This is a genomic window from Teredinibacter haidensis, assembly GCF_014211975.1.
Lineage (GTDB): Bacteria > Pseudomonadota > Gammaproteobacteria > Pseudomonadales > Cellvibrionaceae > Teredinibacter > Teredinibacter haidensis.
In genome coordinates, this window is sequence record NZ_CP060084.1 from 2,332,171 (window position 1) to 2,358,433 (window position 26,263).

General features: G+C 47.1%; 24 protein-coding genes. 1 reads left to right on the top strand and 23 read right to left on the bottom strand.

Going from position 1 to position 26,263, the window contains the following annotated elements:
* Positions 1–4 precede the first annotated feature (4 nt).
* The 5 genes from cheY to flhA all read right to left on the bottom strand — a co-directional run bounded on the left by cheY (position 5) and on the right by flhA (position 6,037).
* On the bottom strand, positions 5–391 hold the full coding sequence (cheY, locus tag H5715_RS09005) for a chemotaxis response regulator CheY (protein WP_075185511.1): 387 nt from the start codon (positions 389–391) through the stop codon (positions 5–7).
* Positions 392–558: 167 nt separating this feature from the next.
* Positions 559–1,284, bottom strand: a complete 726-nt coding sequence (locus H5715_RS09010; RefSeq protein WP_083608025.1) for an RNA polymerase sigma factor FliA — start codon at positions 1,282–1,284, stop codon at positions 559–561.
* A gap of 103 nt (positions 1,285–1,387) precedes the next feature.
* Positions 1,388–2,215: a MinD/ParA family protein gene (locus H5715_RS09015; protein ID WP_075185732.1), complete on the bottom strand. Its 828-nt coding sequence runs from the start codon at positions 2,213–2,215 to the stop codon at positions 1,388–1,390.
* Between the two features lie 75 nt (positions 2,216–2,290).
* A complete protein-coding gene (flhF, locus tag H5715_RS09020; protein ID WP_075185513.1) occupies positions 2,291–3,769 on the bottom strand; it encodes a flagellar biosynthesis GTPase FlhF in 1,479 nt (492 codons plus the stop codon).
* Positions 3,770–3,802: 33 nt separating this feature from the next.
* Positions 3,803–6,037, bottom strand: a complete 2,235-nt coding sequence (flhA, locus tag H5715_RS09025) for a flagellar biosynthesis protein FlhA (protein WP_075185514.1) — start codon at positions 6,035–6,037, stop codon at positions 3,803–3,805.
* Between the two features lie 221 nt (positions 6,038–6,258).
* Here flhA and H5715_RS09030 point away from each other — a divergent pair, with 221 nt between their 5' ends.
* Entirely contained in the window at positions 6,259–7,470 is a 1,212-nt protein-coding gene (locus H5715_RS09030; protein ID WP_075185515.1) for a tetratricopeptide repeat protein, read from the top strand.
* Between the two features lie 60 nt (positions 7,471–7,530).
* Here H5715_RS09030 and flhB read toward each other — a convergent pair whose 3' ends face one another.
* From flhB to H5715_RS09120, 18 genes are all read right to left on the bottom strand, one after another.
* Entirely contained in the window at positions 7,531–8,664 is a 1,134-nt protein-coding gene (gene flhB, locus H5715_RS09035) for a flagellar biosynthesis protein FlhB (protein ID WP_075185516.1), read from the bottom strand.
* A 22-nt stretch (positions 8,665–8,686) separates the two neighbouring features.
* Positions 8,687–9,460, bottom strand: coding sequence for a flagellar biosynthetic protein FliR (gene fliR, locus H5715_RS09040; RefSeq protein WP_075185517.1), 774 nt, complete (start codon positions 9,458–9,460; stop codon positions 8,687–8,689).
* Positions 9,460–9,729, bottom strand: a complete 270-nt coding sequence (locus H5715_RS09045; RefSeq protein ID WP_075185518.1) for a flagellar biosynthetic protein FliQ — start codon at positions 9,727–9,729, stop codon at positions 9,460–9,462. Before H5715_RS09045 ends, fliR begins: the two co-directional genes overlap by 1 nt.
* A gap of 19 nt (positions 9,730–9,748) precedes the next feature.
* Positions 9,749–10,462: a flagellar type III secretion system pore protein FliP gene (gene fliP, locus H5715_RS09050; protein ID WP_139309784.1), complete on the bottom strand. Its 714-nt coding sequence runs from the start codon at positions 10,460–10,462 to the stop codon at positions 9,749–9,751.
* Positions 10,463–10,596: 134 nt separating this feature from the next.
* Positions 10,597–11,160 carry a flagellar biosynthetic protein FliO gene (fliO, locus tag H5715_RS09055; RefSeq protein WP_083608011.1) on the bottom strand — a complete coding sequence of 188 codons (564 nt, stop codon included), beginning with the start codon at positions 11,158–11,160 and terminating at the stop codon, positions 10,597–10,599.
* A gap of 11 nt (positions 11,161–11,171) precedes the next feature.
* A complete protein-coding gene (gene fliN / locus H5715_RS09060; protein WP_075185520.1) occupies positions 11,172–11,573 on the bottom strand; it encodes a flagellar motor switch protein FliN in 402 nt (133 codons plus the stop codon).
* Positions 11,566–12,567: a flagellar motor switch protein FliM gene (gene fliM, locus H5715_RS09065; RefSeq protein WP_075185521.1), complete on the bottom strand. Its 1,002-nt coding sequence runs from the start codon at positions 12,565–12,567 to the stop codon at positions 11,566–11,568. Before fliM ends, fliN begins: the two co-directional genes overlap by 8 nt.
* 15 nt (positions 12,568–12,582) lie before the next feature.
* On the bottom strand, positions 12,583–13,107 hold the full coding sequence (locus tag H5715_RS09070) for a flagellar basal body-associated FliL family protein (RefSeq protein ID WP_075185522.1): 525 nt from the start codon (positions 13,105–13,107) through the stop codon (positions 12,583–12,585).
* A 191-nt stretch (positions 13,108–13,298) separates the two neighbouring features.
* Complete coding sequence (locus H5715_RS09075; RefSeq protein WP_075185523.1) at positions 13,299–14,654, bottom strand: flagellar hook-length control protein FliK; 1,356 nt, start codon at positions 14,652–14,654, stop codon at positions 13,299–13,301.
* Between the two features lie 83 nt (positions 14,655–14,737).
* Positions 14,738–15,085, bottom strand: coding sequence for an Hpt domain-containing protein (locus H5715_RS09080; protein ID WP_075185524.1), 348 nt, complete (start codon positions 15,083–15,085; stop codon positions 14,738–14,740).
* A gap of 14 nt (positions 15,086–15,099) precedes the next feature.
* On the bottom strand, positions 15,100–16,827 hold the full coding sequence (locus tag H5715_RS09085; protein WP_075185525.1) for a SpoIIE family protein phosphatase: 1,728 nt from the start codon (positions 16,825–16,827) through the stop codon (positions 15,100–15,102).
* Between the two features lie 94 nt (positions 16,828–16,921).
* Positions 16,922–17,230 (bottom strand): STAS domain-containing protein, encoded by a 309-nt coding sequence (locus H5715_RS09090; protein ID WP_075185526.1) that lies wholly within the window; start codon positions 17,228–17,230, stop codon positions 16,922–16,924.
* Between the two features lie 225 nt (positions 17,231–17,455).
* Entirely contained in the window at positions 17,456–18,511 is a 1,056-nt protein-coding gene (locus H5715_RS09095) for a protein-glutamate methylesterase/protein-glutamine glutaminase (protein ID WP_075185527.1), read from the bottom strand.
* Between the two features lie 264 nt (positions 18,512–18,775).
* Positions 18,776–19,420: a chemoreceptor glutamine deamidase CheD gene (cheD, locus tag H5715_RS09100; RefSeq protein ID WP_075185528.1), complete on the bottom strand. Its 645-nt coding sequence runs from the start codon at positions 19,418–19,420 to the stop codon at positions 18,776–18,778.
* Between the two features lie 57 nt (positions 19,421–19,477).
* Entirely contained in the window at positions 19,478–20,311 is an 834-nt protein-coding gene (locus tag H5715_RS09105) for a CheR family methyltransferase (RefSeq protein WP_075185529.1), read from the bottom strand.
* 56 nt (positions 20,312–20,367) lie between these two features.
* The gene (locus H5715_RS20405; protein WP_075185530.1) at positions 20,368–23,094 is read right to left on the bottom strand and encodes a methyl-accepting chemotaxis protein; all 2,727 of its coding nucleotides are present in this window, start codon (positions 23,092–23,094) and stop codon (positions 20,368–20,370) included.
* A 17-nt stretch (positions 23,095–23,111) separates the two neighbouring features.
* Positions 23,112–23,681 (bottom strand): chemotaxis protein CheW, encoded by a 570-nt coding sequence (locus H5715_RS09115; protein ID WP_139309774.1) that lies wholly within the window; start codon positions 23,679–23,681, stop codon positions 23,112–23,114.
* A 40-nt stretch (positions 23,682–23,721) separates the two neighbouring features.
* The gene (locus H5715_RS09120) at positions 23,722–26,217 is read right to left on the bottom strand and encodes a chemotaxis protein CheA (RefSeq protein WP_075185531.1); all 2,496 of its coding nucleotides are present in this window, start codon (positions 26,215–26,217) and stop codon (positions 23,722–23,724) included.
* Positions 26,218–26,263: the final 46 nt, after the last annotated feature.

A 26,263-nucleotide genomic window follows, 5' to 3' on the forward strand; every position in this document is an offset into this window, starting at 1 on the left:
GCTGCTAGCCCTCTACGCGCTCAAAAATCTTATCGATTTTTTCTTTTAATACCTGTGCTGTAAACGGTTTAACAACGTAACCGTTTACGCCAGCCTGGGCGGCTTCAATAATTTGATCCCGTTTGGCTTCTGCCGTAACCATTAGCACTGGTAGGCTCACCAGCTTCGCATCAGCCCTGACTTCTTTGAGCAGGTCGATACCGGTCATTCCTGGCATATTCCAGTCGGTAACTAAAAAATCAAAATCGCCACTGCGCAGCATTGGCAATGCCGTTGTACCGTCATCAGCTTCCTGGGTGTTAGTAAACCCAAGGTCGCGAAGTAAATTTTTGATGATGCGCCTCATTGTCGAAAAGTCGTCAACAATCAGGATTTTCATGTTTTTGTCCAATTCAACCTCCGTTACCCAAATGTGTTTCTTGGCAATCTGCTAGTTATCGTATGTTCCAATAGCTTTGATGCCATAGTAATTTTTAGAATCTCTGGTTAAGTTTAGTCGTAGATTACAAGTCGGCCAGTTTAAGTGACATATTTTTGGCAATACCTTGATCTCACACTTTAATCATTCCGGTGCCAATCTGTAAGCCTGGAACGCAATCGCAACGCCGCCTGACTATGTATCTGGCTCACCCTTGATTCTGACACCCCCAAGACCTGACCTATCTCTTTAAGATTTAGCTCTTGATCATAATAGAGTGATAGCACAAGCTGCTCTCGCTCAGGTAAATCTCGTATCGCCTTTGCCAGCGCCGCCTGAAGTGCTCCGCGCTGCGCGCCCTCTGCCGGCCCCAGAAGAGCTTCACTTAGCTCTGGCTGGCTGAGGCGAGACTCGTCGTCTTCGTAAGTTTCTTCCAAACTGAATAAGCGTGTGGAGGTACTGTCGCGCAGAATGCTGTGGTACTCATCAAGCGACATGTCTAATTCTTGTGCAATTTCGCCATCTTTGGCATCGCGCCCCAAGCGCGATTCCAGCCTGGTTATTGCCTCGGATACCCGTCGTGTATTTCGGTGCACGGAGCGTGGCGCCCAGTCGCCCCGGCGCATTTCATCAACGATGGCCCCGCGAATACGAATTCCCGCATAGGTTTCAAAACTTGCGCCTTTAGTAGCGTCGTATTTTTGTGACGCCTCCAGCAGCCCCACCATTCCAGCCTGAATAAGGTCATCCACCTGAACACTGGAAGGCATGCGAGCCATGATGTGGTACGCAATACGGCTGACCAAGTGCAAATAATCTTCGACCTTGATTTGGGGTACCGCTTCCTGCGTTTGCTCATATACCATTAAATTATCTACCGCGGTAACTGACATAAAACATACGCAAATAATAATGTGAAATTTCTGTTAGGGGTGGGCGACCACTGGGGCTTACCATTGGGAAACGTTCCTAATACCCACTGACATCAGCGGTAAGTAAGCGCTCCAAAAAGAATTCCAAATGGCCTCGTGCGCTGGCTTGCACCGGCCACTGGTCTATTTTTTGAGCCATTGCCCGCACGGCATTCGCTGCTTTCGATCGTGGGGCAAACTGAATAAGTGGTTGGCGTTTCTGTACCGCTTTGCGAACGTTTTCGTCGAAAGGCACATTTCCAAGGTATTGCAGCGAAGCATCTAAAAATCGCTCACAAACAGCATTTAACTTATTAAATAAGTTAATGCCTTCCTGGTTGCTGCGGGTCATATTGGCAATTACGCGAAAACGAAAAACACCGTGATCAACATTGAGGATCTTGATAAGTGCATAGGCATCGGTAATGGACGATGGCTCGTCGCAAACAACAATGATGGCCTCTTGCGCAGCACGTACGAAACTCACAACGGTATCGGAAATACCGGCGGCGGTATCAATTACCAAAACATCCATCTGTTCGCTCAATTCATTAAACGCGTAGATCAATGCCGCATGTTCTTGCGGTGACAGCGCCGTCATTTGCTGCACACCTGAAGACGCCGGTACAACTTTTACACCGCCGGGACCGTTTAATAAAACGTCTCTTAGCGTTTTACTGCCATCGAGCACATCGGCAATGGTGTAGCGAGCCTGTAACCCCAGCAATACGTCAACATTGGCCAATCCTAGATCGGCATCCATTAACACAACCCGGCGGTTTAGCTCGGCCAACGCAACGCTGAGGTTAACCGACATATTGGTTTTGCCTACACCACCCTTGCCGCCGGTAACAGCAATTACTTTAATTGGTCGGTTAGCACTCATACGGTTGTTTACTCGTTTAGAACTTGGCTCCACCAAGTATAGATGACGTTTTTCACGCTGCAGCCCTTGCACCGATTAACCTCCATTAAAAGCGGAAATTGGTTGTTCTGTAGTCGTTTTTAACAATCCAACGGCCGCAGCGACTAATTGATGACCACTGGCACAGCGGATGTCTTTGGGGATTTCCTGTCCATCGGTGGTATAGGCGACAGGAAGTTGTCGCTCCAGTACAACACTGATGGCTTCACCCAGGCTCGCCGACTCATCAAGCTTGGTAAGAACGCAGGCATCAACACCATGCTGCGAGTTATAGGCGTGGGTAGAGGCCTTCATGGTTTGAACCTGACTGTTGCACGCCATAACCAGCACTCGCTTAATAGCTGCACAGGTATCTAGCTTGCGCAGCTGATCCTTGAGCATAGGGTCTCCATGGCGAAAGCCTGCGGTATCGACCAGAATCAAAGGGAACTGGCGCAAGGAGGAGAGAATGGTGACAAGACTGTTTTCTCCGTCCACAGCGCGTACAGGAACGTTCAGGATCCGACCCAGCGAACGCAGCTGATCGTAAGCTCCCACCCGGTAGGTATCGGTTGTTACCAGTGCCACTTTCCCCGGCCCGTGTTCAAGCACGTAGCGTGCGGCTAGCTTGGCGATGGTGGTGGTTTTACCCACACCGGTCTGCCCGACGAAGGCGAAAATTCCACCCTGCTGGATAATATCGCCGCCAGCAACAGGAATATCTTTGGCCAACCGCGCCATACAGTCACGCCAAGCTTTACTCACTTTGCTGTGATGCCCGCACTCTTGTATCAACCGCTGGCCCAGACTTTCGGGTATTCCCAAGCGATTCATATGCTCGTGTAAAACAGTGAACCCCGCGGGTAATTTAATTTGTGAAGGTATTTCCAAAGGCTGCTCGCGTTGTGTCATTCTCCACAGCTGCTGCTCCAGAATCATACGCATATCCGCCAGTTCGCTCTGCAGGGTTTCCAAACGTTCATCCTGTTCAGAACCACTATTTTCTACTGGCTGGACTGCTGCACGCGCTGCGGCTACAGGTCGCGGCCGCATTTCTGGCTGCGGCTGTACGCTTGCAGGCTCGGCATAGCGCTGAGGCGTGGGCAGCTCGCTAATAGGTCTTTCGCTTTCTTTAGCGCGACGTTTCGCATCCAGCATACGCTCACGAGCACGCTCAATTTCCTGGGCAATTTTTGCGCCACGACCGATAGGGGCCTGGTTAGGCTCGTTCGATTCAACGCGACCGGAATACTGCGCAGCGGCACGATCTACTTCGGCTTGAGCATGCCAGGCCGAATCACTTTCCATCGCCCGATCCAGATCAGCATCGAAGTGACTGCCAAATTCCCGTCGCACATCGATACCCCGTGTGGGTAAATCCGGCTCCATGGAGGTGACAACTTCCACGCCTCCGGCAACTTTTTGGCTGGAAAGTATAACGGCCTCTGCCCCCATCTCTTCTCGCACAAGATCCAATGCCCTGCGCATGGTGGGCGCAACAAATCGCTTAACCAGATTATTGCCTGTAGCTTGCATGGTGTCTCTCCTGCTGGGTTAAACCTTAGGGGTTTAACCGCTTAGTACTTCGCCGCCAACACTGACGTCTATGGTGATTTGCTTGTTATCCGGCACTTCGTTGTAGGCCAGCACACGCATATCGGGAATATTAAATCGAACAAACTGGGCCATCATTGAACGTATGGGAGCCGCAACTAACAGCACAATAGATTTTCCGCCGCTTTCCTGTTTTCGCGCTGCGGCTACCAGGGCATTGTTCATACGTTCGGCCAACTGTGGTTCCAGTAGCGCCCCTTCATCGGCGCCAGTTTTTTGTGCCTGTAGTACCGACTGTAGCAACAATTGTTCCAGGGCTGGATCAAAGGTGATCACGGGGAGTTCAAGATCGGCACCGACAATACCTTGGACGATTTGACGCGCCAGTGATGCACGAGCAATGGCGGTGAGCGAGGCGGTATCGTGATTTTTACTGCCGTGCGCCGCCAACGCTTCTGCAATGGTTCGCATATCCCGAACGGGCACCTGTTCACGTAACAATGTTTGCAGTACTTTTAACAACTGGTTGATGGATATCGTATTGGGAACCAGCTCTTCAACCAACTTAGGTGATTTATCTGCTAGTAGATCCAGCCACTTCTGTACATCCTCGTGGCCGATCAGTTCGTGGGTATGGCTTTGAATGATTTGATTAAGATGAGTGGCAGCTACGGTACTTGCATCTACCACGGTGTAACCTAAGGTTTGCGCCTTATCTTTCTGGCTTTCATCGATCCATACCGCCTCCAACCCAAAGGCCGGATCCTGGGTAACGGTTCCTTCCAACTTACCAAAAACTTGCCCTGGGTTAATTGCCAGGGAGCGATCTGGATAGACCTCACCTTCGCCGACACTTACGCCCATTAAAGTGATGCGATAGGCACTGGGCATCAGGTCCAGATTATCGCGAATATGAACTGCGGGAATCAGAAAACCCAAATCTTGAGAAAGCTTTTTTCGCACACCCTTTATACGCCCAAGCAGCTCGCCGTTTTGCGTTTTATCAACCAAGGGGATCAGCCGGTACCCCACTTCCAGACCGATAATGTCGACGGGTGTAACATCGTCCCAGCTAACCTCAGTAGGCTCTTCGGTTAAGACTGAACCTGCTGGTGATGGTAGGCCTGCGGGCCCAGAAATTGTTGGAGGAAGATCTCCTCGGTTCGGCATAGCTCCCGGTGCGCCGTGCTGAAACCCGCCCTCTTCCACCACCTCGATTTGCTGTTGTTTGAAGTGAATATAATAAGCAATAGCGCCACAAATCGCCGCGAGACTAATAAACGCAACGTGGGGCATTCCGGGTATGGCACCCATAATAAATAGAATACAGGCGGTGACGGCCATAGCCTTGGGAGACGCAAACATTTGCGACAGCACCTGTCGATTCATATCCTCCGAGCTGTTAACCCGTGTCACCATTATGGCGGCGGCAGTGGACAGTAGCAGTGAAGGAATTTGTGCGACAAGACCATCACCAATAGTTAGCAGGACGTATTTTTGCAGTGCATCCTGAAACTCCAAAGAATGCTGAGCCACACCCACTATCAGACCACCGATGATGTTAATAATGAGGATTAAAATACCTGCGACGGAATCACCACGAACAAATTTACTGGCACCGTCCATCGCACCATAAAAATCCGCTTCCGCAGCCACATCGGCTCGGCGGGTGCGCGCCTCATCCTGATCGATAACGCCCGCATTCAAGTCCGCATCGATAGCCATTTGCTTACCGGGCATGGCGTCGAGAGTAAAGCGCGCGCTCACCTCAGAAACACGCCCGGCACCTTTGGTAACCACAACAAAGTTGATAATGATCAGGATGATAAAGACCACCAAACCAACGGCGTAGTTACCACCAATAACCACTTCACCAAAAGACTGAATCACTTTACCTGCAGCATCCCCACCTTTATGCCCCTCCAGCAATACCACGCGGGTGGAGGCCACATTCAAAGCCAACCGCAACAGGGTGGCGATCAATACGATGGTGGGGAAAACGGCAAAATCCAGAGGCCTGAGGCTATATACCGCCACAAGCAGAACCACAATGGAAAGCGCGATATTGAACGAGAAAAACACATCGAGTAGAAAAGCCGGCAATGGCAGGGTCATCATCCCCAGCAGCATTAACAGCAAAATGGGTACGCTTAGATTTCCACGGCCAATACTTCGCAAATTATCGACTGTACCCTGGCCCGTAACGCTTCCGGGTAAGGACTTAAGATGTGAAAAAAAGGGCTCTGCCATAAAGATCCAATGCGTCGGAATTCTGTCGTTTAGCTTACGTACCAAGGCTAATGGCAAGAACCGTTCCGGTTTGGAAATGGCAGATCAAACAGTTTATCCCTCGTCCATTACAGGCTAAATACACGTCACAACTCTGTCGTATATTTGTAACAATTCGCAGCCAAAGGGTGCTATTATTTAGCTGTTGGGGTAGTGCAATTATCATCAAAATGAGGCCTGCCATGATCAATACATCCGTTTACCGTTGCGCCACTTTTAGCCTTATACTGGCCCTAGCGTTCTTTGCGGTTCCGACTGTACTCGCTACGAATGATATTATTTCAGTCACAGAACCGAATCCGGACAACCTTTACCAGCAACTAACGGCCGTACCCTCACCAATCCCCAACCAATCTCTCGATCTTTCAACCCTACCAAAAATTGAGGACGTTGATTTACTCGCGATCGATGATGAAATAAAACAAATTCTGGATTTAGAGATCAGGCCCATTCACAGCAAAAGTGAAAAAGCTCGTCAACTTCACCGCCTGCTGTTCCACCCCATGTACCTGGGCATTACTTATAACTACGGTAAGACGCTGACAGCCCAGCAAGCGTATAACGCAGGCACAGGTAACTGCCTCTCTCACGCCAGCTTATATTTAGCAGCCGCCCGCTATGTGGGTTTGAATGCGCAATTTCAAATTGTGGATGTCCCGCGGGACTGGCTAGACAGGAAGGACTTTTATGTTGTTCCCGGACATATCAATGTCAAGGTCTCGATCCCCAATAATACGGTTATTGTTGAATTTGCTGACGCGTACTCAGCCATTCGAACAAAATTACTAAAATCCGAGCGCATATCAGAACATCAGGCACTGGCCGAGTACTACAACAATATCGGCATGGAATACATGGAGAAAAAGGATTACGCAACAGCCATTGCCTATATGCATAAATCCACAAAAACCTATAGAAAAGTCGGCTCTGTATGGTCTAACCTCGGCGTTGCATACAAAATTAGCGGGCACCTGAAGCTGGCTCAAGATGCCTATGAAAAAGGACTTAAGTACGACAAGCGCAACCCCTCGATTATCAACAATATCTACATTCTCTATCAGCAAACAGGTCAGATGGCTAAGGCTGAAAAGCTGGCGAAAAAAGTCGAAGGCTACAGCAAGACAAACCCGTATTACCTGGAGAAACTCGCAGGTTCCGATATGTCTATGGGCAACTACAAGCATGCCGTTCGTTTACTGAGAAAAGCCGTACATATCAAAGAAGATGAGCCTAAGTTTTATTTGGCTATGGCTTTTGCTTACCATCAGTTGGGTGAGTACGAAAAAAGTATAAGCTCCGTAACGCTGGCCCAGAAGCACTCTGTGAGCCAGGCCGAATATGATCGTTATGGACACAAACTCAATGTGTTGCGCAGCTACCAGGCGGGGCTATAAGCGGCGAAAGCCGCTAAAAAACAATAGCATGATTACTCGCCGCTTTAAGTTCCTCCACTTTTAGTAGTGGCTCATATCTTTGGGAACATCTATTTTACGGGGATGTTGCGGCCTTTCCCCCTGTCCTTTTCTGAACTCGCGCAGCTGAAAAATGTATGCCAATACTTGGGCAACAGCCACGTATAAACCCGCCGGTATTTCCTCATCCAAGTCCGTTGTGTTGTAGATAGCTCGCGCTAACAATGGCGCCTCTACAAATTCGATTTTCTTTTCTTTTGCGACTTCACGAATTTTCAAGGCCATAAAGTCAACTCCCTTCGCCAACAATATGGGGGTTTGCATTGTCTCTGGGTTATATTTAAGCGCAATGGAATAGTGCGTTGGGTTGGTAATCACTACATCTGCATCGGGTACAGAAGCCATCATTCTCGATTGGGCAATCTGCTGCTGCATTTGCCGAATCTTCCCTTTCACCTCAGGCTTTCCTTCGGAATCTTTCATCTCGTCTTTAATGTCCTGCCGGGACATTTTCAACTTTTTGGCGTGATCCCATATCTGAAAGGGAATATCCACCATCGCAATAATAATGGTGGCGGAGGAAAGAAAAACTGCAGCCCATAAGCTCAGCGTAACCGAGTGAATAATGCCCTGCTCTATACCCTCATTTGCCAAGCCTAGGAGCGCGTCCTGCATCGACTTTAACAACACAAAAGCAACCCCTACAACCACCAATATTTTACCGATTGCCTTTACCAGCTCGATCAGTGACTTGGCGGAAAACATCCGTCCCAGCCCCTTTATAGGGTCCATACGATCGAGTTTCGGCGCTAGGGATTTCGTACTAAACAACCAACCGCCCAAAGCAACCGGCCCGGCAATCGCAGCGACAAGAACGATAGAAAAAAATGGGATCAAGCCCAGAAAAGCCTGCCAAAAGGACGCGCCCAGCTGGGCAAACATAAATTCTGTATCGAATATAGATTCTCGACTCATCTGGAAATTCATGCGAATAATGGTCATCATTTTGCCTGCAAGCAAACTGCCAAAAAACACTAGGCCCAGAGTACCTGCTAACAAAACAGCCGTTGTTGTTAATTCCTTCGACCGGGGAACCTGCCCCTCTTCCCGAGCTTTATCCAGCTTTTTCGGCGTTGCTTCTTCCGTTTTTTCCTGCGAGCTATCGTCGTCTGCCATCGCTATCGGTCCACCCGCCCCGTTAGAGTTTAAGCATTCGACTAACCGCGTCGAACCCAAACACCATGGTGTTATTGAAGATATCGATAAAATTCGACAACCCCACCCAAATCAACAACAAGCCGCACATTAGCGTAAACGGAAAACCCACCGCAAAAATATTTAGCTGCGGAGCTGCACGGCTCATAACACCAAATGCCATATTCACAAATAGTAGCGATGTTAGTACCGGCAACGCCAGTACAAGCGCTGATGCAAACATCCAACTAGCGAGGTTGACTATCTGCATAAAAACACTGGGCTGCAAATAGAAATGACCCGGCTGCAGTGTTTGAAAGCTTTCTACAATTAAAGAGATTAAAACTAAGTGCCCATCGACGGAGACAAAAATTAGTGTTGTCAACATTAAGAAAAATTGGGAAACAACGGTAGTTTGTACACCGTTGGTGGGATCGTTCATAGAGGCGAAACCAAGGCCCATTTTCATGGCCATATATTGCCCGCACAATACAAACATTTGAAAAAATATTTGAAAACTGAAGCCAACGACCACGCCAACCAACACCTCCTGAACAATAAATCCGAGGGCCTGTAGACTAAGCAAAGGTACTTGCGGTATAGCCGGTATAAAGGGCGCAACGCAAATGCTAACCAGTACCGCCAGCACCAAACGAACTCTGGCATTGACAATACGAGAGCCGATTACCGGCATGACCATAAACATTACGCCAATGCGTACAAAGGGTAAAAAGTATTGCTGAATAAAGACGTAGAGTTGCGCCTCTGTAAGTTCCATTACCCAATTATCTCGGGTATTTTCATCATTAACGATGTGAATAAATCACTGAGGCGCTGAACCAGCCAGGGGCCAGTCATCATAATGGTTGCCAAGGTAACCAGCAGGCGAGGAAGAAAGCTCAACGTTTGCTCATTAATTTGGGTGGCGGCCTGAAAAGTACTTACCACTAATCCGACCATCAAACTAGGGCCAACAATAACAACAACCATGGATACCGTTAAATAGAAGGCCTCACCAAAGAGTTGTAGTGCAATTTCCGGTGTCATAATGCGCTCCCGGCGGGTGTTAGATTCCGAAACTGGCGGCCAGCGTGCCGATAATCAGCCCCCAACCATCTACTAGAACAAACAGCATAATTTTAAACGGCAGAGAAATAATCAGCGGGGACAGCATCATCATACCCATGGCCATCAACACACTGGCTACCACGATATCGATAACCAAAAAGGGAATAAAAATAATAAAACCGATCTGAAACGCAGTTTTCAGCTCAGATGTCACAAAAGCAGGCAAAAGCACACTAAAGGGCACCTCGTGCGTTGATGCTACGGGCTCTAATCGGCCGATACGAAAAAACAAATCAAGATCGGTTTCACGTGTATTTGTCAACATAAAGGCATGAAATGGAATTTTAGTGTTTTCCAGCGCCTGGTTCGCGGAAATCTGTTCGTTAATATAGGGCTGCAATGCGTTTTCATTAACCTCATTAAGTACTGGCGACATAATAAAAAACGAAAGGAATAGCGAGAGCCCAATCAGAATCTGATTAGAAGGAGACTGCTGCAACCCGAGAGCCTGCCTCAAGATGGAAAACACGATAATGATACGGGTAAAGGATGTCATCATCATAAGGATCGCTGGCAAAAATGTCAGCGCTGTCATTAAGAACAGAATTTGTAACGTTACCGTATATTCCTGACTACCATCGTTATTCGTTTTTACCGTAACAGCTGGTAGACCTTGAATAGGCTTAAAGCCTTGCACCCCCTTCTGAAGCATAGCTTCTGCCGCTGCCGTGCCTCCATTTTCCTGGGCGGCTGCAAATTGAGGGTAGACACTTACCAACAGAGTTAGACATAAAAAAATCGCTATGTGTAGCTGTTTGAACGGTAAAAAACCATCATTTCGCTGCATTAGGACTTACTTCCCTGATCGAGAATGGACTTCAAATAACGGGCAAACTCCTGCCCCTTTTTCAGCGGTTGTACATTTTTTTTGTTGATATCTTCCTGCATAGCGTCTCCTGTGTAATGAGGAGGCGTCTCCATTTTTTGTATTAAATTGACCCGCCCCGGGGCCACACCCAACAACAGGCGAGTACCCTCTACGTCGATGAGTACAGCTTTTTCGCGGGCGCTCAACGGGAGATTAGCCAGTACTTTCATGTGCGCCCCCGCCTGAAAGTTGCCGTATCCCAAGCGTTTGGTCAGCCACGCCATAGCAAAGATCAATATAGTCACAAAAAGAAGACCAAACGCCACCTGGCCCAGCACGCGAGTAGGTGCCATCACTTCTTTGTCTGCAATCGGCTCTTTCACAGCTTGTGCAACGGCGCCAGCCTCTGCCGCTATTCCCTCGTCCAAAGACCAACAAAAGGGTGTGGCGCTCAGGCTGATGAAAAACACAACAACCAAGCAAGCAAAGGTGCGCTTTTTCGATGGCGAAACAATCTGTGTGCTTCTGTCGTTTATCTCCATGGCGAGCGTCCCTACTTGAGCTTTTTAATGCGCTCCGAAGGACTAATAACATCGGTCATTCGAATGCCAAATTTTTCGTTCACCACAACCACTTCACCGTGAGCTATCAATGTTCCATTCACCAGTACATCCAGGGGTTCTCCTGCGAGCCTATCCAACTCAATAACGGAACCCTGGTTTAGCTGTAGCAAATTGCGAATGGTAATTGAGGTTCGCCCCACTTCCATTGAGATTTTAACGGGAATATCGAGAATAACGTCAAGATCCGGATTACCATTGCCCTGCCCCGTAGAGACGCTTTCAAATTCGTCCAGTTCCATCGTCTCCGCTTCATCCTCAGGAGCATCCTGCTCTTCCATCGCTGCAGCCCATTCGTCAGCCATACTGCCCTGATCGACATCATCATCACTCATGACCGTCTCCTTCTTCTCTTGTTACGGGGACTTTGGGTCGAGCCACAAAATCCAGAATTTTTAATGCGAGATTTTCGTGACTCTGCCCGAATTGTGTTTTGAACATAGGCACACCATTCGCGGTAGCGATATGTGCTTCCGGCATATTAATAGGGATAATGTCGCCCTCTTTTAAATCCACGATATCGCGCAGGCTGATTTCGCGGCGAACAACATCGCACTCCAAATCAACCCGCGCATCCATTACATCTTCACGCAAGGCTCGCACCCAACGCTCGTCGCGTTCGTCGGTATCGGACTGCAGTCCAGCATCGAGCACTTCTCTAATGGGTTCCACCATGGAATACGGCATAGTGATATGCAGTTCACCGCCGCCGCCATCCAGCTCAACATGAAAGGTGCTCACAACAACCACTTCACTCGGGCTTACAATATTGGCCATGGAAGGGTTGACTTCGGAGTTGATGTACTCAAAGTCGATCACTTTTACGGCCTTCCAGGCTTCACGTAAATCGACAAATACCTGTTCCAACACCATTTGCACAACGCGCAGCTCTGTTGGAGTGAATTCACGGCCTTCAATTTTCGCGTGACGACCATCGCCACCAAAAAAATTGTCGACTAACTTAAAAACGAGTTTTGCATCCAGAATAATCAATGCCGTTCCGCGCAGAGGCCGAAACTTGATCATATTTAGACTGGTAGGTACGTAAAGCGTATGAACGTATTCGCCAAACTTTTGAATTTGAATACCGCCCACAGAAACATCTGCAGTGCGCCGCAGCAGGTTAAACATACTGATGCGGGTATAACGGGCAAAACGCTCGTTGATCATTTCCAAGGTGGGCATGCGCCCGCGAACAATACGATCCTGACTTGTTAGATCGTAATTACGGATTCCACCGTTATCCTGATCGTCCTCTGTTTCTATATCACCGTCATCAACGCCATGTAAGAGCGCGTCAATTTCGTCTTGCGAGAGTAAATCTTGCACAGTTGCTCCTGGTAATTACTGCATGACAAAATTGGTAAAAAGCACCATTTCTACACCGGGCTTGCCAATTTCTTCCTGCATAATTCTCTGTAATTCTTGCAAACACTGCTGTCTTAGCAGCTCTTTACCTTCCGCAGTCTGGAGCTCTTCGTACAACTGACCGCCTATAAGAAGGTTCAAACCATTACGCACTTTTGGCATATGTAGCTCAACCGCAGAAACGACATCGTCATCTCTTATCAACAGCGTTAACTCTGCCTGTAAATATCGCTGCCGCCCTTTCACATCAAAATTCACAATAATCGCGGGTTTAATGGGGTAATAGATCGCAGGTATTGGCGGAGGCTCTACTTCTTCCGTATTGCCATCTGCGAGCTCCTGCGGAGATGGGGCGAAAAATTTCAGCGCCGCCAACGTGCCACCTACAGAAATTCCAGCAATTATCAGCGCTAACACAATTAGAAGAATCAGCTTTTTTTTGCCTCCCCCTTCTGCGCCATCTTCGCTTTGCTCGTTGCCATTTTCGTCTTCATCAGCCATGTCAAACTTCCGTCTTATTCCGCCGGTAATTATCCAGTGAGCAAGAGATATGCCAAGCTCCCGTCACCGCTCTATTGGTAAATGTAGACCTTGACTGTGTCTTTGGCTGAGTTTTTTATGATTGGAAGAATAAGGGTAGCGTGTAGGAATAAGCCCGCTGCTCAGCAGGCTTGTGGAGCTGCAGGGTTAGCTTAAGCGTAGTAATCAATTCCAGAACTAACGCTGAGCTGTACCGTTTTAAGCTCGCCGTCACCCTCGGTCAGTGAAGTGCCCGCTACGGCGGCTTCTGCCGATTGATTCTGATCAGCCTCAGCCTGCTGCTGCTGTGCGGAGTGGTCTGATACATCCACATCCACCAGAGTCATGCCCTGCTGATCACACAGTTCCCGTAACCGGGAAGCGCTAAGATCCAGGGCTTCCCGTACATTGGCGTGGGAGGATACAAAGCTCACGCTTACCTGGTCGTTCTGAACGTGCACGCGAACCTGCAGCGGCCCTAGCTCTGGTGGATCCAATTGTAATTCAGCCGACTGAATTGCCTGTCCTGCCATCATTGCAGCCCGCTCGGCAACCATTCCCGCCCATTGGGGCTTGCCAAAACTGATAGACACCGGCATTTGCATGCGGCTTATGCTCTGGTCCTGCGGGGTGGGTAGAGCATTCGGCGTGGCGACGGCGGCCGCAGCGTTGCGATTTTCTGCCACCACCTTATCCGCGTGAAACAGCTCTTCGAATACTGCATCGGATTTCACTGACATAGACTGCTCGCCACGTATAAGGTTTTGCGAAACCTGATCAACGATCGGGTTAATCGCTGCGCCTTTGGGGCTAAGCTCAGAGGTTACCGCACCCGGAGCCTTCGCGATCCCTTCAGGGGAGAGTATCGTATCTGCGGCCACTGGTTTTACACCATCAGAAAGCACAGCTAATCCACCCTTAGGGTCCGATGCACGAAGGTTTTCCCGCAGCGTCAATCCTCTGGCACTAAATGAAATGGTGGGATCTTCAGTTTGCGGATTCAATGCGGATTCATCGACAACGGCGCCCATCTGAGGCTGGAGAGGAACAACACCTGCCACCAGCGGACTAGTAACTATCAGCTCCACTTCGTCATCCACAGCCTTCACGGCCTTCTGTGCTGCCAGCCCGAGCGGTTTAAGCTCCGAGTTGACATTACCCTTTAACGGGTGAACCCTAAGCTCTGTGCCCTGCAATACAGTACAAGTATCCTCGGCCTTGACGGTTTCTGCCGTGGCCTGCTCAGTTTTTATCTTCTGTGAACTCTCGCCAACAGAGTCGCTCCCCTGAGGGCGCGCGCTTGCCTCGGCCTTTTGCTCGGCTTTGGTATTCTCGGCAGAAGCCGTAGCTTGTGATTTGTGATCGCGCTGGTGGCTGCTTTTGCCTGCCTGTTGCTTTTCCTCGCGCGCGAAGGTATTCCGAAAGCTCTCCTGAGCTTTATCGCTGTGGCCGCCCCTCCGGTTTGCGTGGCTGTCGTCACTTTTTACTTTTACAGGGTCCGCGGCTTTGATATCTAAGATGGGTTGCATTACCTAATCTCGTAGTAGTTGGCTTAACGCATAACTATGAGCAAGGCTTATGCCAGCAGGGAAAACGGGAGGGGTTGCAGGGATTACGGGAGAAGTGAACTCAACTGATTCGAAGCAGCGGCAAATTGTTGCTCTATAGCGGCAAAAAGTTGCTCCATATCGCTTCCATCTTGAACTCTTGCCTTGGATTCCATCTTATCGCACAACTCAGCCAGTGAATTGACACCCATATTACGGCAACTGCCTTTCACTCCGTGGGCTTCGTGACAAATAACGGTAAAATTTTGATCGGGCAGCGCATCAGCTATACGACCTATACGAGCTGCACAATCACTGTTGAATGTGGTTATCAACTCATCAAATTTGTCTGCCAACAGCTTTTTTAACCCCTCAAGCATTACCATGTCTAAATCGGCTTCACTCTGTGACATTCTTTTCCTCTTTACTAATCATGGCCATCATCCAGATGCCAACGAAAATCGACTTCGATATCGTTTCCTGGCGGATGAACAGTTAATTTTTCACAGATAGAGCCCATTAACGACATGCCTCTACCATAGTAATCCGGCTTATTATCGCGCACGTCTTCCTGTACAACTTTTTTGGGTATAAACCCTTTCCCACTATCGGTTACGCGAATATTGAGCAGACCGCCAGACTCGTGAGCAGTGTGTTTCAACTGCACTTTCACCCACCCTTCAGACAGATCATTCAAACGCACATGCTTCAGTTTATAAAATTCTGCAAAGCCTCGAGGAGTCTGCTTTAACTTTGACGAAAGGCCGAGCACACCGTGCTCCAAAGCATTAGCATAAAGCTCGGCAAGAACCGTGTACAGCGTCGTGCTTCGATCTTTTAAGCCCGGTACTTCCGCAGTAATATTGACAAGCAAGGGCAAAGGGTCGAACTTCTTTAAGCTGGTTTCGTTCACTTCAAACGAGAGAGACCAGTCAACCAACTGCCCCGTCCGGTGGGCGTGACCGTGATCTTCAATCCGTTTTATTGGGAAGTCTTCAATTAACACTTCCACAAGGGAAATATCATCGTCCTTATCTGATTCACCAATATGATTGTGAACCTGCGCCAAAATCTCATCGAACAATTTACTTTCCCCCCGATACTTGCTCATCAGTTTGTGAAGCCGGGGTTCTCCAAACATCTCACCCGACTTATCGCGGGCTTCAAATACGCCATCTGACCACATGTAAAAACGGTCGCCAAATTCCAACGGAATTCGGTGACTCTCTACGCGAAATTTTTCTTCCGACAACACGCCGAGCGGTAAATTTTTAGACTGCAGCACTTCGTAGCTGTTGGTGCGAGCACGGTATAAAAAGCTCTCTGGCAAACCGCCATTCCATATTCGCATGCGACGCTTATCGAAATTAATATCGATAAGCGTCGCACAGCAAAAAAATCCAATCGGCAAAATGTCATGAAGCTTGGCGTTTATTTCCTTAAGAATATCGTCCATAGAAAAACCTTTACGCGCCATACCATAAAAGGTTGTCGCTAAAGGCATGGAACCAATGGCCGCCGGTAATCCATGGCCGGTAAAGTCGCCCAACAGCATAAGCACACTACCACTCGGGCTGATTTCGGCAACCAAAACGTCACCATTAAAAACCGCCAGGGGAGACATATAGGAGTGAATGATGTCTAGATCCAAACAACCCGAATGAGCAATTTTATCGTAGACTTGTTTAGCGACTCTCTGCTCCTGAATAAGATGCTGATTGTGAACTTCAATAAGAGCTTTTTGCTGTGCCAAGGTTTGGTGCATCTCGCGCACACGTCTGAAGGCTTTTATTTTGGAGGTTAGTACAACTGGGTTATATGGCTTAGGCAGAAAATCATCACCACCGGCTTCGATACACTCAACCAGAGATTCATCGTCCGACAATGACGTAAGAAAAATAATGGGAACAAATTCATCTCCGGCGAGCTTGCGTATTTGCACCGCCGCTTCAATGCCACCCATATTAGGCATAAGCACATCGAGCAAAATGAGATCGGGCAGGCATTCACTATAGGCTTCAACGGCTTTCAATCCGTCGGCAACAGCTATTACTGTATGTCCTGCGCGAATAATAATAGACTCAAGAATCAAGCGATCGGGAGCAGAATCTTCCGCGATAAGAATATTGAGACTTGGCTCACCGTTACTATTCACAAAGCGGCCTCGTTTTAAGCATAGATTTGCACCGCTCGCCACTTTCTTTGACCAACACCACGCTTTCGATTTTTCTTAACAGCACGTGCAAAGTTTACTGAATTTCAAATAATTGCTCAAAACTGGAAATAGCGAATATTTTTTTAACTTCAGGACTGCAGTTATTAATGGTTATGTTTGCGCTGTCGCCGCCGGCAAAATCCCTTAGTACAAGTAGCATTCCTAATGCCGAACTATCCAGATGAACTGTGCCACCCAGGTCAACACAATAAGCTTCCAACGAGTGGGAATCTACATCCTCATAGGCTCGACGAAAGTCATCCAAGGACGAAGCATCGAAACGACCCTCGATCACGATTTTAAGTGTCTTGCCGCTATCCGCAATTTCAGACTTAATAGCCATGTTATGTGTCTCTTCTCTATGGCCGAGAGAACAAGCTTCGCTTGAACGTTCTTCGACGATAATTTAAACAACAGGTAATTTCGTTCACTTTACGGTGAATTATCACCAACTTAAATCGCGCGCATCTTACCACACCTGTTGCGCTTCTTCTGAAGAGCGAACGGCAAAAAACGCCTCTCCTAAGTATATCGCTCATTTTTCAATCATGCTGAGTAATTCACAGGTTTATCGAAATGCCTGCTTCAAAATACAGCGGGTCACCTTGTTCAGAGGCAATACTTTTTCTGCCGCCTCCAACTTCACAGCGGCTCCCGGCATACCCCAAACAACACTGGACGCCTTATCCTGAGCGACAGTAAACGCGCCAGCCTCTCGCATACGCAGCAGTGCTTCGGCACCGTCAGCTCCCATACCTGTCAGTAAAACGCCCATACTGCGCTTACCTGCAGCATTACGCACAGAATCAAACAACGCTTCTACCGATGGTCTATGACGATTAATATGCTCATCCTGCCCCAGCTCACAATAGTAGGCGCCGCCATTTAGAGCGACACGCAAATGTGCATTACCTGGCGCAATGTATACGTTGCCGGGTTCGATGGGCTGGCCATGCACGGCTTCATAAACATTAACCCGTGCGGCATCATTCAAACGCTTGGCAAAGGAACGGCTAAAGGTTTCAGGAATATGCTGAGCGACAACAATTGGCGGGCAATATTCTGGCAATACACGTACAACCTCTTTTATGGCTTCGGTTCCTCCGGTAGATGCGCCGATCGCACAAAGAAACCCGTACTTTAGCTTTGCGGTGCTGTCTACTTCAATTTTTGAACCGCCAACCGCACGCAGTTCTGCACAGGTATGAACATTGGCATTGGCCGCGCATATTACTTTTTCGAGAATAACATCGCGATAACGCTCCAGTGCGCCGCCACCTTCATTTTTCGGTTTAGCCACAAAATCAATTGCGCCCAACTCCAACGCTTCAAGGGTTGAAGGAGCACCTTCCTGGGTAAGCGTTGATATCATCACCACAGGCATGGGACGCAGACGCATTAAATTTTTGAGGAATGTTATGCCATTCATTCGAGGCATTTCGATATCAAGCGTCAGAACATCTGGTGAAGTTTGTTTAATCAATTCTCGCGCTTCATAAGCATCACAAGCGGCGCCTACCACTTCAATATCCGGGTGCGATTTTAATACTTCCGATAACAGCGCACGTATTAATGCGGAGTCATCAATAATTAGCACTTTGATTTTTCCAGTTCTTTTAGACACGGGCGCATAATTCCATTAATGATTTCAGCCAGATTTTTTTACATCAATGACTAACAGTTAACGAGAAAACATCTAAATAAGTTTACGATTCCTAAGCCTAACCCGCAACACCGCAATGTAAACTGAATACCAAAATTATTGGCCGTCATCCTCAGCCCCACCTCTTACCATATTTTCCCGATTAATATTGAGAGGCAGCGCAAAACAACAATCATCTTCTTCTACCAACCACTCGCTGATCGTCATGAAGCATTCGGGTGATGTCTAAAAAAGTTCTACAGCACCGGAAGTAGGTTTCTTCACCATAGCAGCCAAATACGCCTTCTCCCTTTGCTCAATAGTATCGTTATTTCGGGTACGCAATTTTTTCAGCTTAACCGCGCCCGTATCAGGAAAATATAGAACCTTGCGAGGATAATCACTGCCTAAATCCTGGGCGGCCACGTTCAACCCATCTTTTTGCAAATAATCTAATACGAACTCAACATTGCGCCCACCGATATCCATATTTGTCATACTGCTTAACACCCGGCCACCACCAAATATTTTTACTTCCATGCGATCTCGCCTTCCTCCTTGCTTTATAATAGCATTGATCAAATATTCCATTGCCCAGTTGCCATAGCAAAGCTCCGCATTGACAACACTCGGGCGCGATATCATTTTCTGTCCTATTTTCACTGGCAACATAAAGTGGTTCATACCACCTACACCAATTGCCGAATCTCGAATACAGGCAGCAACACAAGAACCTAAGACCGTCACGATCATTTCACCGCTATTACTGACATAGCACTCACCTGGCAATATTTTGGCGGCAGGTGCACCCATGCGTTTGTCCCAGTATCGGTTTATATGCTCAAACCCCTTTATCGAGGGAAGCGGTTTAAACGAGCTGTGTAGATTCAATCAATTTCCGCCTTTGCCAACTCACACACCCACTCAGGGAATAGTGAGTTAATCGTTTTAAGAAAGTTGATAGATCGTTTTTCCAAGCGAGCTAAAACGACCACTAATATTATGCAAATTTTCAGAATGGCCAATAAAAAGGCGCCCCTCGGGGACTAGGATATTCGCGTACCGATCAAAGAGATTCCGCTGTGTATCTGAGTCAAAATAAATAACGACATTCCGACAAAATATAAGGTCGAATGGACCTTTCATTGGCCAGGCATGCAAAAGATTAAGCTGTTTAAATGTGATCATTTCTTGAATCACCTTTTTAACTTTAACTTTTTCTGTTTCATTATTAACAGATAAATAGCGACGATAATTATGCGGTATAGATTCTGCCCTCTCAACAGGATAAACACCATGTTTCCCCTTTGAGACAACATTTGAATCCAGATCCGTTGCCAGCACTTTCACATCCCAACTATTCAAACCAGAATACGATTTTAATACCATAGCAATCGAATAGGGCTCTTCTCCTGTAGAACAACCTGCGGACCAGACACGTAGTCGTTTCTCCTTTTTATGTTTCACAACTTCAGGCAGGAGCGTATCAACTAAATATTCGAAGTGATGATTTTCACGAAAAAAAGAGGTCAGGTTTGTAGTAATAGCATTGACAAACTCTACATGCTCATGGCTTTTACTTTCCGAAATCAAACTGCAGTACTGGTCAAAGCTCCCCAACTGCAAACGCCTTAAACGTCGAGCCAGTCGACCGTATACCATATTTTTTTTATGGTTCGATAAGCTTATTCCCGTAAGTGAATATGCAACATCCTTAATCTTATCGAAGTTCCGATCTGACATCGGAAACTCTCGACCGGAAAAATCCTCGATCGCCGACATAGCTAGCGATTTCCCCCAACAATTATATTCAAGCATAACCAATCATATAAAAACATCTAAAAATCCTCCCACTCATCATCAGCATCCGACGACTGACCGTACTGCGGACTGGGTACTTCCCGGGTAGACTCCCCAGGCCGTTGATTGGGATTTGATAGCGCTGTTTTTTCCCTGTGAGATGTAATTGAGAAAAAATCAACTACTTGGTTTAGTGAGTTGGCTTGCTCCGCCATTGCCTCTCCCGCCGCAGAGGCTTGCTCAACCAACGCAGCGTTTTGTTGCGTCATTTCATCCATTTGTGAAACGGCAGTATTGACCTGCTCGATTCCCGAAGTTTGCTCTTTCGATGCATCGGCGATTTCTCTCATCATCGCAGTTACGCTTTCAACAGACGAAACAATATCGGCAAGCGTTTGTCCAGATTCATTGACCAGCGCTGTCCCATCCTGCACTTTGTTAACGCTATCGCGAATAAGGTCTTTAATTTCTTTTGCTGCTCCGGCTGACCGTTGCGCCAGATTTCTTACTTCTCCGGCCACTACCGCAAAGCCTCTACCCTGCTCACCCGCTCGAGCCGCTTCAACTGCAGCATTCAACGCCAATAAGTTCGTCTGAAAAGCAATCTCATCAATCACACCGATAATGTCGCTAATCTTCTTGCTAGAATCATTAATCTCCTCCATGGAACCCACTGCGCGACTCACAACATCGCCTCCTGTTTGCGCTTTAGTTTGAGCTTCCATTGCCAAGCTGCTAGCCCGAATGGCGTTATCTGCACTCTGTTTAACAGTGGATGTCATTTGCTCCATACTGGACGCCGTTTCTTCTAGCGAAGACGCTTGCTGTTCCGTTCGTTGACTGAGGTCGGCATTACCCTGTGCAAGTTCATTCGCGGCAGATCCGATCGCGGAAGATGCTGTACGAATTTTGGTAATCACTTCCGTAAGCTTATCTGCCGTGGTATTGGCGTCATTCTTCATGGTTCTAAACGCGCCTTCATAGTCGCGCGTAATACGTTCAGACAAATCGCCTCTAGCCATAGAATCCAACATTCGTATAACATCATTCAAAGCAACTTCAACAGTGCCAATCAATTCGTTGAGGCCTTTTCCCAAGTTGGCGAAGAAGCCAGACTTACCCTCCAAAGAAATATGCTTACTAAAATCACCAGCGCTGGCCGATTCAACAATAGAGTCAATCTCTCGCTCGATGGCAACTTCATCGGTTATATCCGCCCATTCAACAACGCTACCTATACGCGTTCCATCAACCGACACAGGGTTTGCGATAACAGTAAATGATCTGCCTCCTACTTCTGCTTTTCCGTGGTAAGTAGCGGTAAGCTGCGAAAGAAGTCTTCGTTGATGTGATGGATCTTTATGGAACACATCCATACTTTGACCGTCTAGCTTAGAGGCGTCAAAATTCGGCAGATCTTTCCGAATATCGATTTCCGCGTTTTTCATCATGCCTTTGACTGCATCGTTCAAATATATAATATTCGCATCGTTATCGGCGATCATAACGTTGGCCGACACATTATCCAGTGCTTGCTTTACTCGAGCATTCTCTTCCGCCAGGGATTTTTCTTCGAACTCTTTTGCCAATCGATCCGTTTTATCATTCCATTCAACAACGGTTCCCAGCCGTTTCCTATCACCGTCGTACAAAGGCGTAGCAACTAGACCAAAGGTTAAAGATGAAAGCTGAATATCAGCCTTATGGGGCGCTTTAAGATTCATTAATAGCCCTCGTTGAAATTCAGGCTTAACGTGAAAATCGTCAATACACATACCAATTAACTTTCCGACGGAAAATCTCGGAAGCGTCTTACGTATTTCATCTTCCCGCCTCTGCATCATGTTCTTTGAAGCATCGTTCATATAGATGATATTCATATCATAATCCGTCAACATCACCGATGTATCGCAGACATCCAGCGCCTGACGAATACGTAAATTTTCTGCGGCTTCGGCTGCTCGTATATTTTCCTGCGCTAACCTCTGCGTTTTATCCTCCCACTCTACAAGCGAACCCAATCGATTCCCTTCCTCGTCAAACCACGGAGACGCGATTAAACAGAACGTTAATTTACCGATTTTAATATCGGCTTTAAATGGTTCTTTAAGATTTTTTAACAGGTTACGTTGATGCTCCGGTTTAGCATGAAATTGATCAATATTCCCGCCAATTAAAGAATTTACCGTAAAAGAAGGTAGCTCTTCTTGTATTTCTTTCTCATTACTGAGTAACATTTCCCTTACCGTATCATTAAGATATACGATATTGAGGTCATGATCTGCGATCATGACATTTGCTTGGCACAACTTTAACGCATTAGCCAAATCTGCCCGCCGCTTGTTGGCTAGCTCCTCGTGTTTTCGCTTGGTAACATCAATAGCGAATTTAACGACCTTATAGGGCTTACCGCTCGCATCTAAAAGTGGGTTGTAGGAACCTTCAATCCAAATTTCATTTCCTTTTTTCCCAATTCTTTTAAATTCTCGAACCTGATGATCACCATGAGCTAGGCCAGTCCAAAACTGCTTGTATTCCAAGCTTGCAGCATATTCACTATCCACAAAAACACTATGGTGTCGACCAACAACCTCTTCTCGCCGATACCCCATCACATCCAAAAAATTGTCGTTTGCAGTGAGAATATTCCCTTTTATATCGAATTCAACCATGGCCTGAGTACGACTAACAGCCTCGAGCTTATCCTCCATCTCCTTGCATGCTTGCGATTTTGCGAAACCGATAGCTGAAAGAAACTTATTCATAATTATTTACCCTTTAATTATCCATGGGAGAGCTTAATCTGCTCGGCCAAATTCGATAGGTTTGGTACATCTTCCAATGTAAGTAATTTATCTATATCAAGAAGAATTACCATTTTTTCCTGCACGCTAACGAGTCCACGTATAAAATCGGTGTTCACTGCATTACCTAGGTCTGGAGCAGCCCGCAGTTCGCCCGACGAAAGAGCATAAACATCTGAAACCGCATCTACCACAACCCCCATAATCCGATCACCATCACCGGTATAAACCTTAAGTACAATAACAACGGTTACGTTGGTATATTCAATCGCAGGCAGGCCAAAACACTGGCGCAAATCGACAATTGGAACAATGGTACCCCTTAAATTAATAACTCCTTTGATATGAGTTGGGGCATTCGGTAGCGGTGTCGCGGATTCCCACCCGCGAATTTCCTGCACACACAGGATATCAACACCGTACTCTTCGCCAGCCATAATAAACGTCAAATATTGGTCGTTAAGATCACAATCCAGGCTGGTCCCTCCTGCCGATACGACAGCCGACTTAGTTGGTTTTTCTGCTACGACGTCCGACTGTATCTGCATAAATCCTCCGGGAAAATCCTGGATTGAATAATAAGGAGCCCTAGCAGATCCCTATTGCCTGCGAGTCCAACAATTGAGCTGCATGGTTACGCGTCTGCGTAAGCTGATGCGCTACACCAAACTTTTCGCCTGCTAACTTCACAATGCCACCAACATCAAGAATCAGTGCGACCGTTCCATCGCCAAGAATGGTTGCCCCCGAAACGCCATCCACCCTGCGGTAATTTTGTTCCAGGCTTTTTATGACTACTTGTTGCTGTGCGAGTAATTCGTCAACTACAATGCCAACTTTTTCACCATCGGACTCTACTACCACGATCAGGGATTGATCGAGATCCTTTGTATCCGGTCGAATAGCGAAAGATTTATAAAGTTCGATAATAGGCACGTAGTCGTCACGCAATTTAAATACATCACATCCTCCGGCAACTTTGCTGATAGATTCCTTTCGACACTGCAGAGATTCAACAATGGAGACCAATGGGAATATATAGGTTTCGTTACCGACGCGAACTAGCTGACCATCTAATATCGCCAGTGTTAACGGTAAGCGGATAGTAATTGTAGAACCTTCATCAATTTTCGATTTTAACTCGACTGTACCGTTCAGAGCCTGAATATTACGTTTTACAACGTCCATACCCACACCACGGCCAGAGACATCACTCACTGTCTTGGCTGTTGAGAACCCAGGCTGAAATATTAGATCAAACATTTGCTCATCAGAAAAATTTTCTGCTTCTGCTTCCGTCACCACAGATTTTTCGATGGCCTTTATGCGAATCGCCGCTCTATCCAAACCCTTACCATCATCCCTAATTTCAATAACAACATTGCCCCCCTGATGATAGGCATTTAACGCAATGGAGCCTAAAGCCGGCTTTCCTTTTCCTTCGCGTTCATCAGGAAGTTCAATTCCGTGGTCCACAGCATTGCGCACTAAGTGTACAAGCGGATCGCCTATTTTTTCCATTACCGTCTTATCAAGTTCAGTCTGCTCACCATGCATTTCCAGATGAATCTGCTTGCCCAAACTTTGCCCAAGATCGCGAACCATGCGGGGGAAACGGCTAAAAGCGAAGCTAATAGGCAACATACGAATACGCATGACGCTTTCCTGAAGCTCGCGCGTGTTCTGCTCGAGTTGAGTTAATCCTTCTAATAATTTTGGAATGCGCTCCACTTCAAAATCGGTACCCAGCTGGCCGAGCATCGATTGGGTAATGACAAGTTCGCCAACCATATTGATCAGATTATCGACCTTGTCGATACCGACACGAATGGAGCCATTTTCTGCTGTTGTTTTTTTTGCCGCGATAGCATTTACTTTTGCCACCACCGGCGTTGTTGCGGATTGTAAGGGAGGGGATTCTTTGTTTATCTCCACCAACTCAGAGGTTGGTATTTCAGATGATGAGGTGGCAGGCCTCTCAACTTCTCCGTATTCGGCATTGCCTACAATAGGAGCTTCAGGTTTTTCTTGGTGTTCTTTTGGCACATGAGATCCGAATCGAATATCCAGTTCGGCATCATCCTTAACCCATTCAAAAACTTCGAGTATCTCATCTTGAGTTATTGATTCCGCGTATAGCTCTATATCCCAATATAGTGCGCATAATTCGTGATCCATCAAATTTAGGGATAAAATATTTTCAGTATTCGCCTTTATCTTAAGATCCCCAAGATCTCTCAACGCTCTAAACAAACGCAGAGGCTCGTTTCCCGAACGCAATATATCTTCGGCAGGTCTAAATGTAATATACCAGCATTTCTGTGGACACTCTTCAACTATAGATAATTCGGATTCATCCTCAACCCACTCAAAGACTTCTTCAATTAACTGCCTTTCCTTTTCGGTTTCAATTAGAAGGTTCCAACTGAGATAGCAGTTTTCAGGGTCAAGTGTAGCGAAGTTATTGAATTTTCCTGTACAGTTATTTTCTAAAATATCGCCCAGATCACTAAGCTCTCGAAACATACGAACAACATCGTTACCCGTTTTCAGTATTCCCACTTCTGGAATAAACGAAATTCGAAATAATCGGATTTTACCCTCGGGTAATTCTGTAGTGCGCGGAGAAAACACCGCTGTTTCATCGGTGTTTTCAGCGTCGCTTACGAGCGTGATTGGTTGCTGCGTGACGGGCTTGTTTTCAAGCATAGCCTCGAAAGTATTCTTAAGTTCGACAGAAAGGTTCGTGTGCCCTTCTTCACCAGCCTGTAAAAGCTGAAGCATTTCGCGCATGCAATCGACGGACTTTAAACATGTGTTAACATCTTCCGGCCCAAATTTTCTTTTCCCCGAGCGAACCTGATCAAGAATGGTTTCCAGGCCGTGGGTAAATTCAGAAACTGAAGTAAAACCAAAAGTCGCACTCCCCCCTTTAATGGAGTGTGCGGAACGGAATATGGAGTTTATCGTCTCGTCGTCGATATTATCGGGATCGAGCTCCATGAGCGCGGCCTCCATAACATCTAACCCTTCGAAACTTTCCTCATAAAAGACCTGGTGAAACTGCGATAGATCAATGGTCATAGTATATAAACCGGGATGTTATATCTTTGCCTGCGTAACCGGCGGC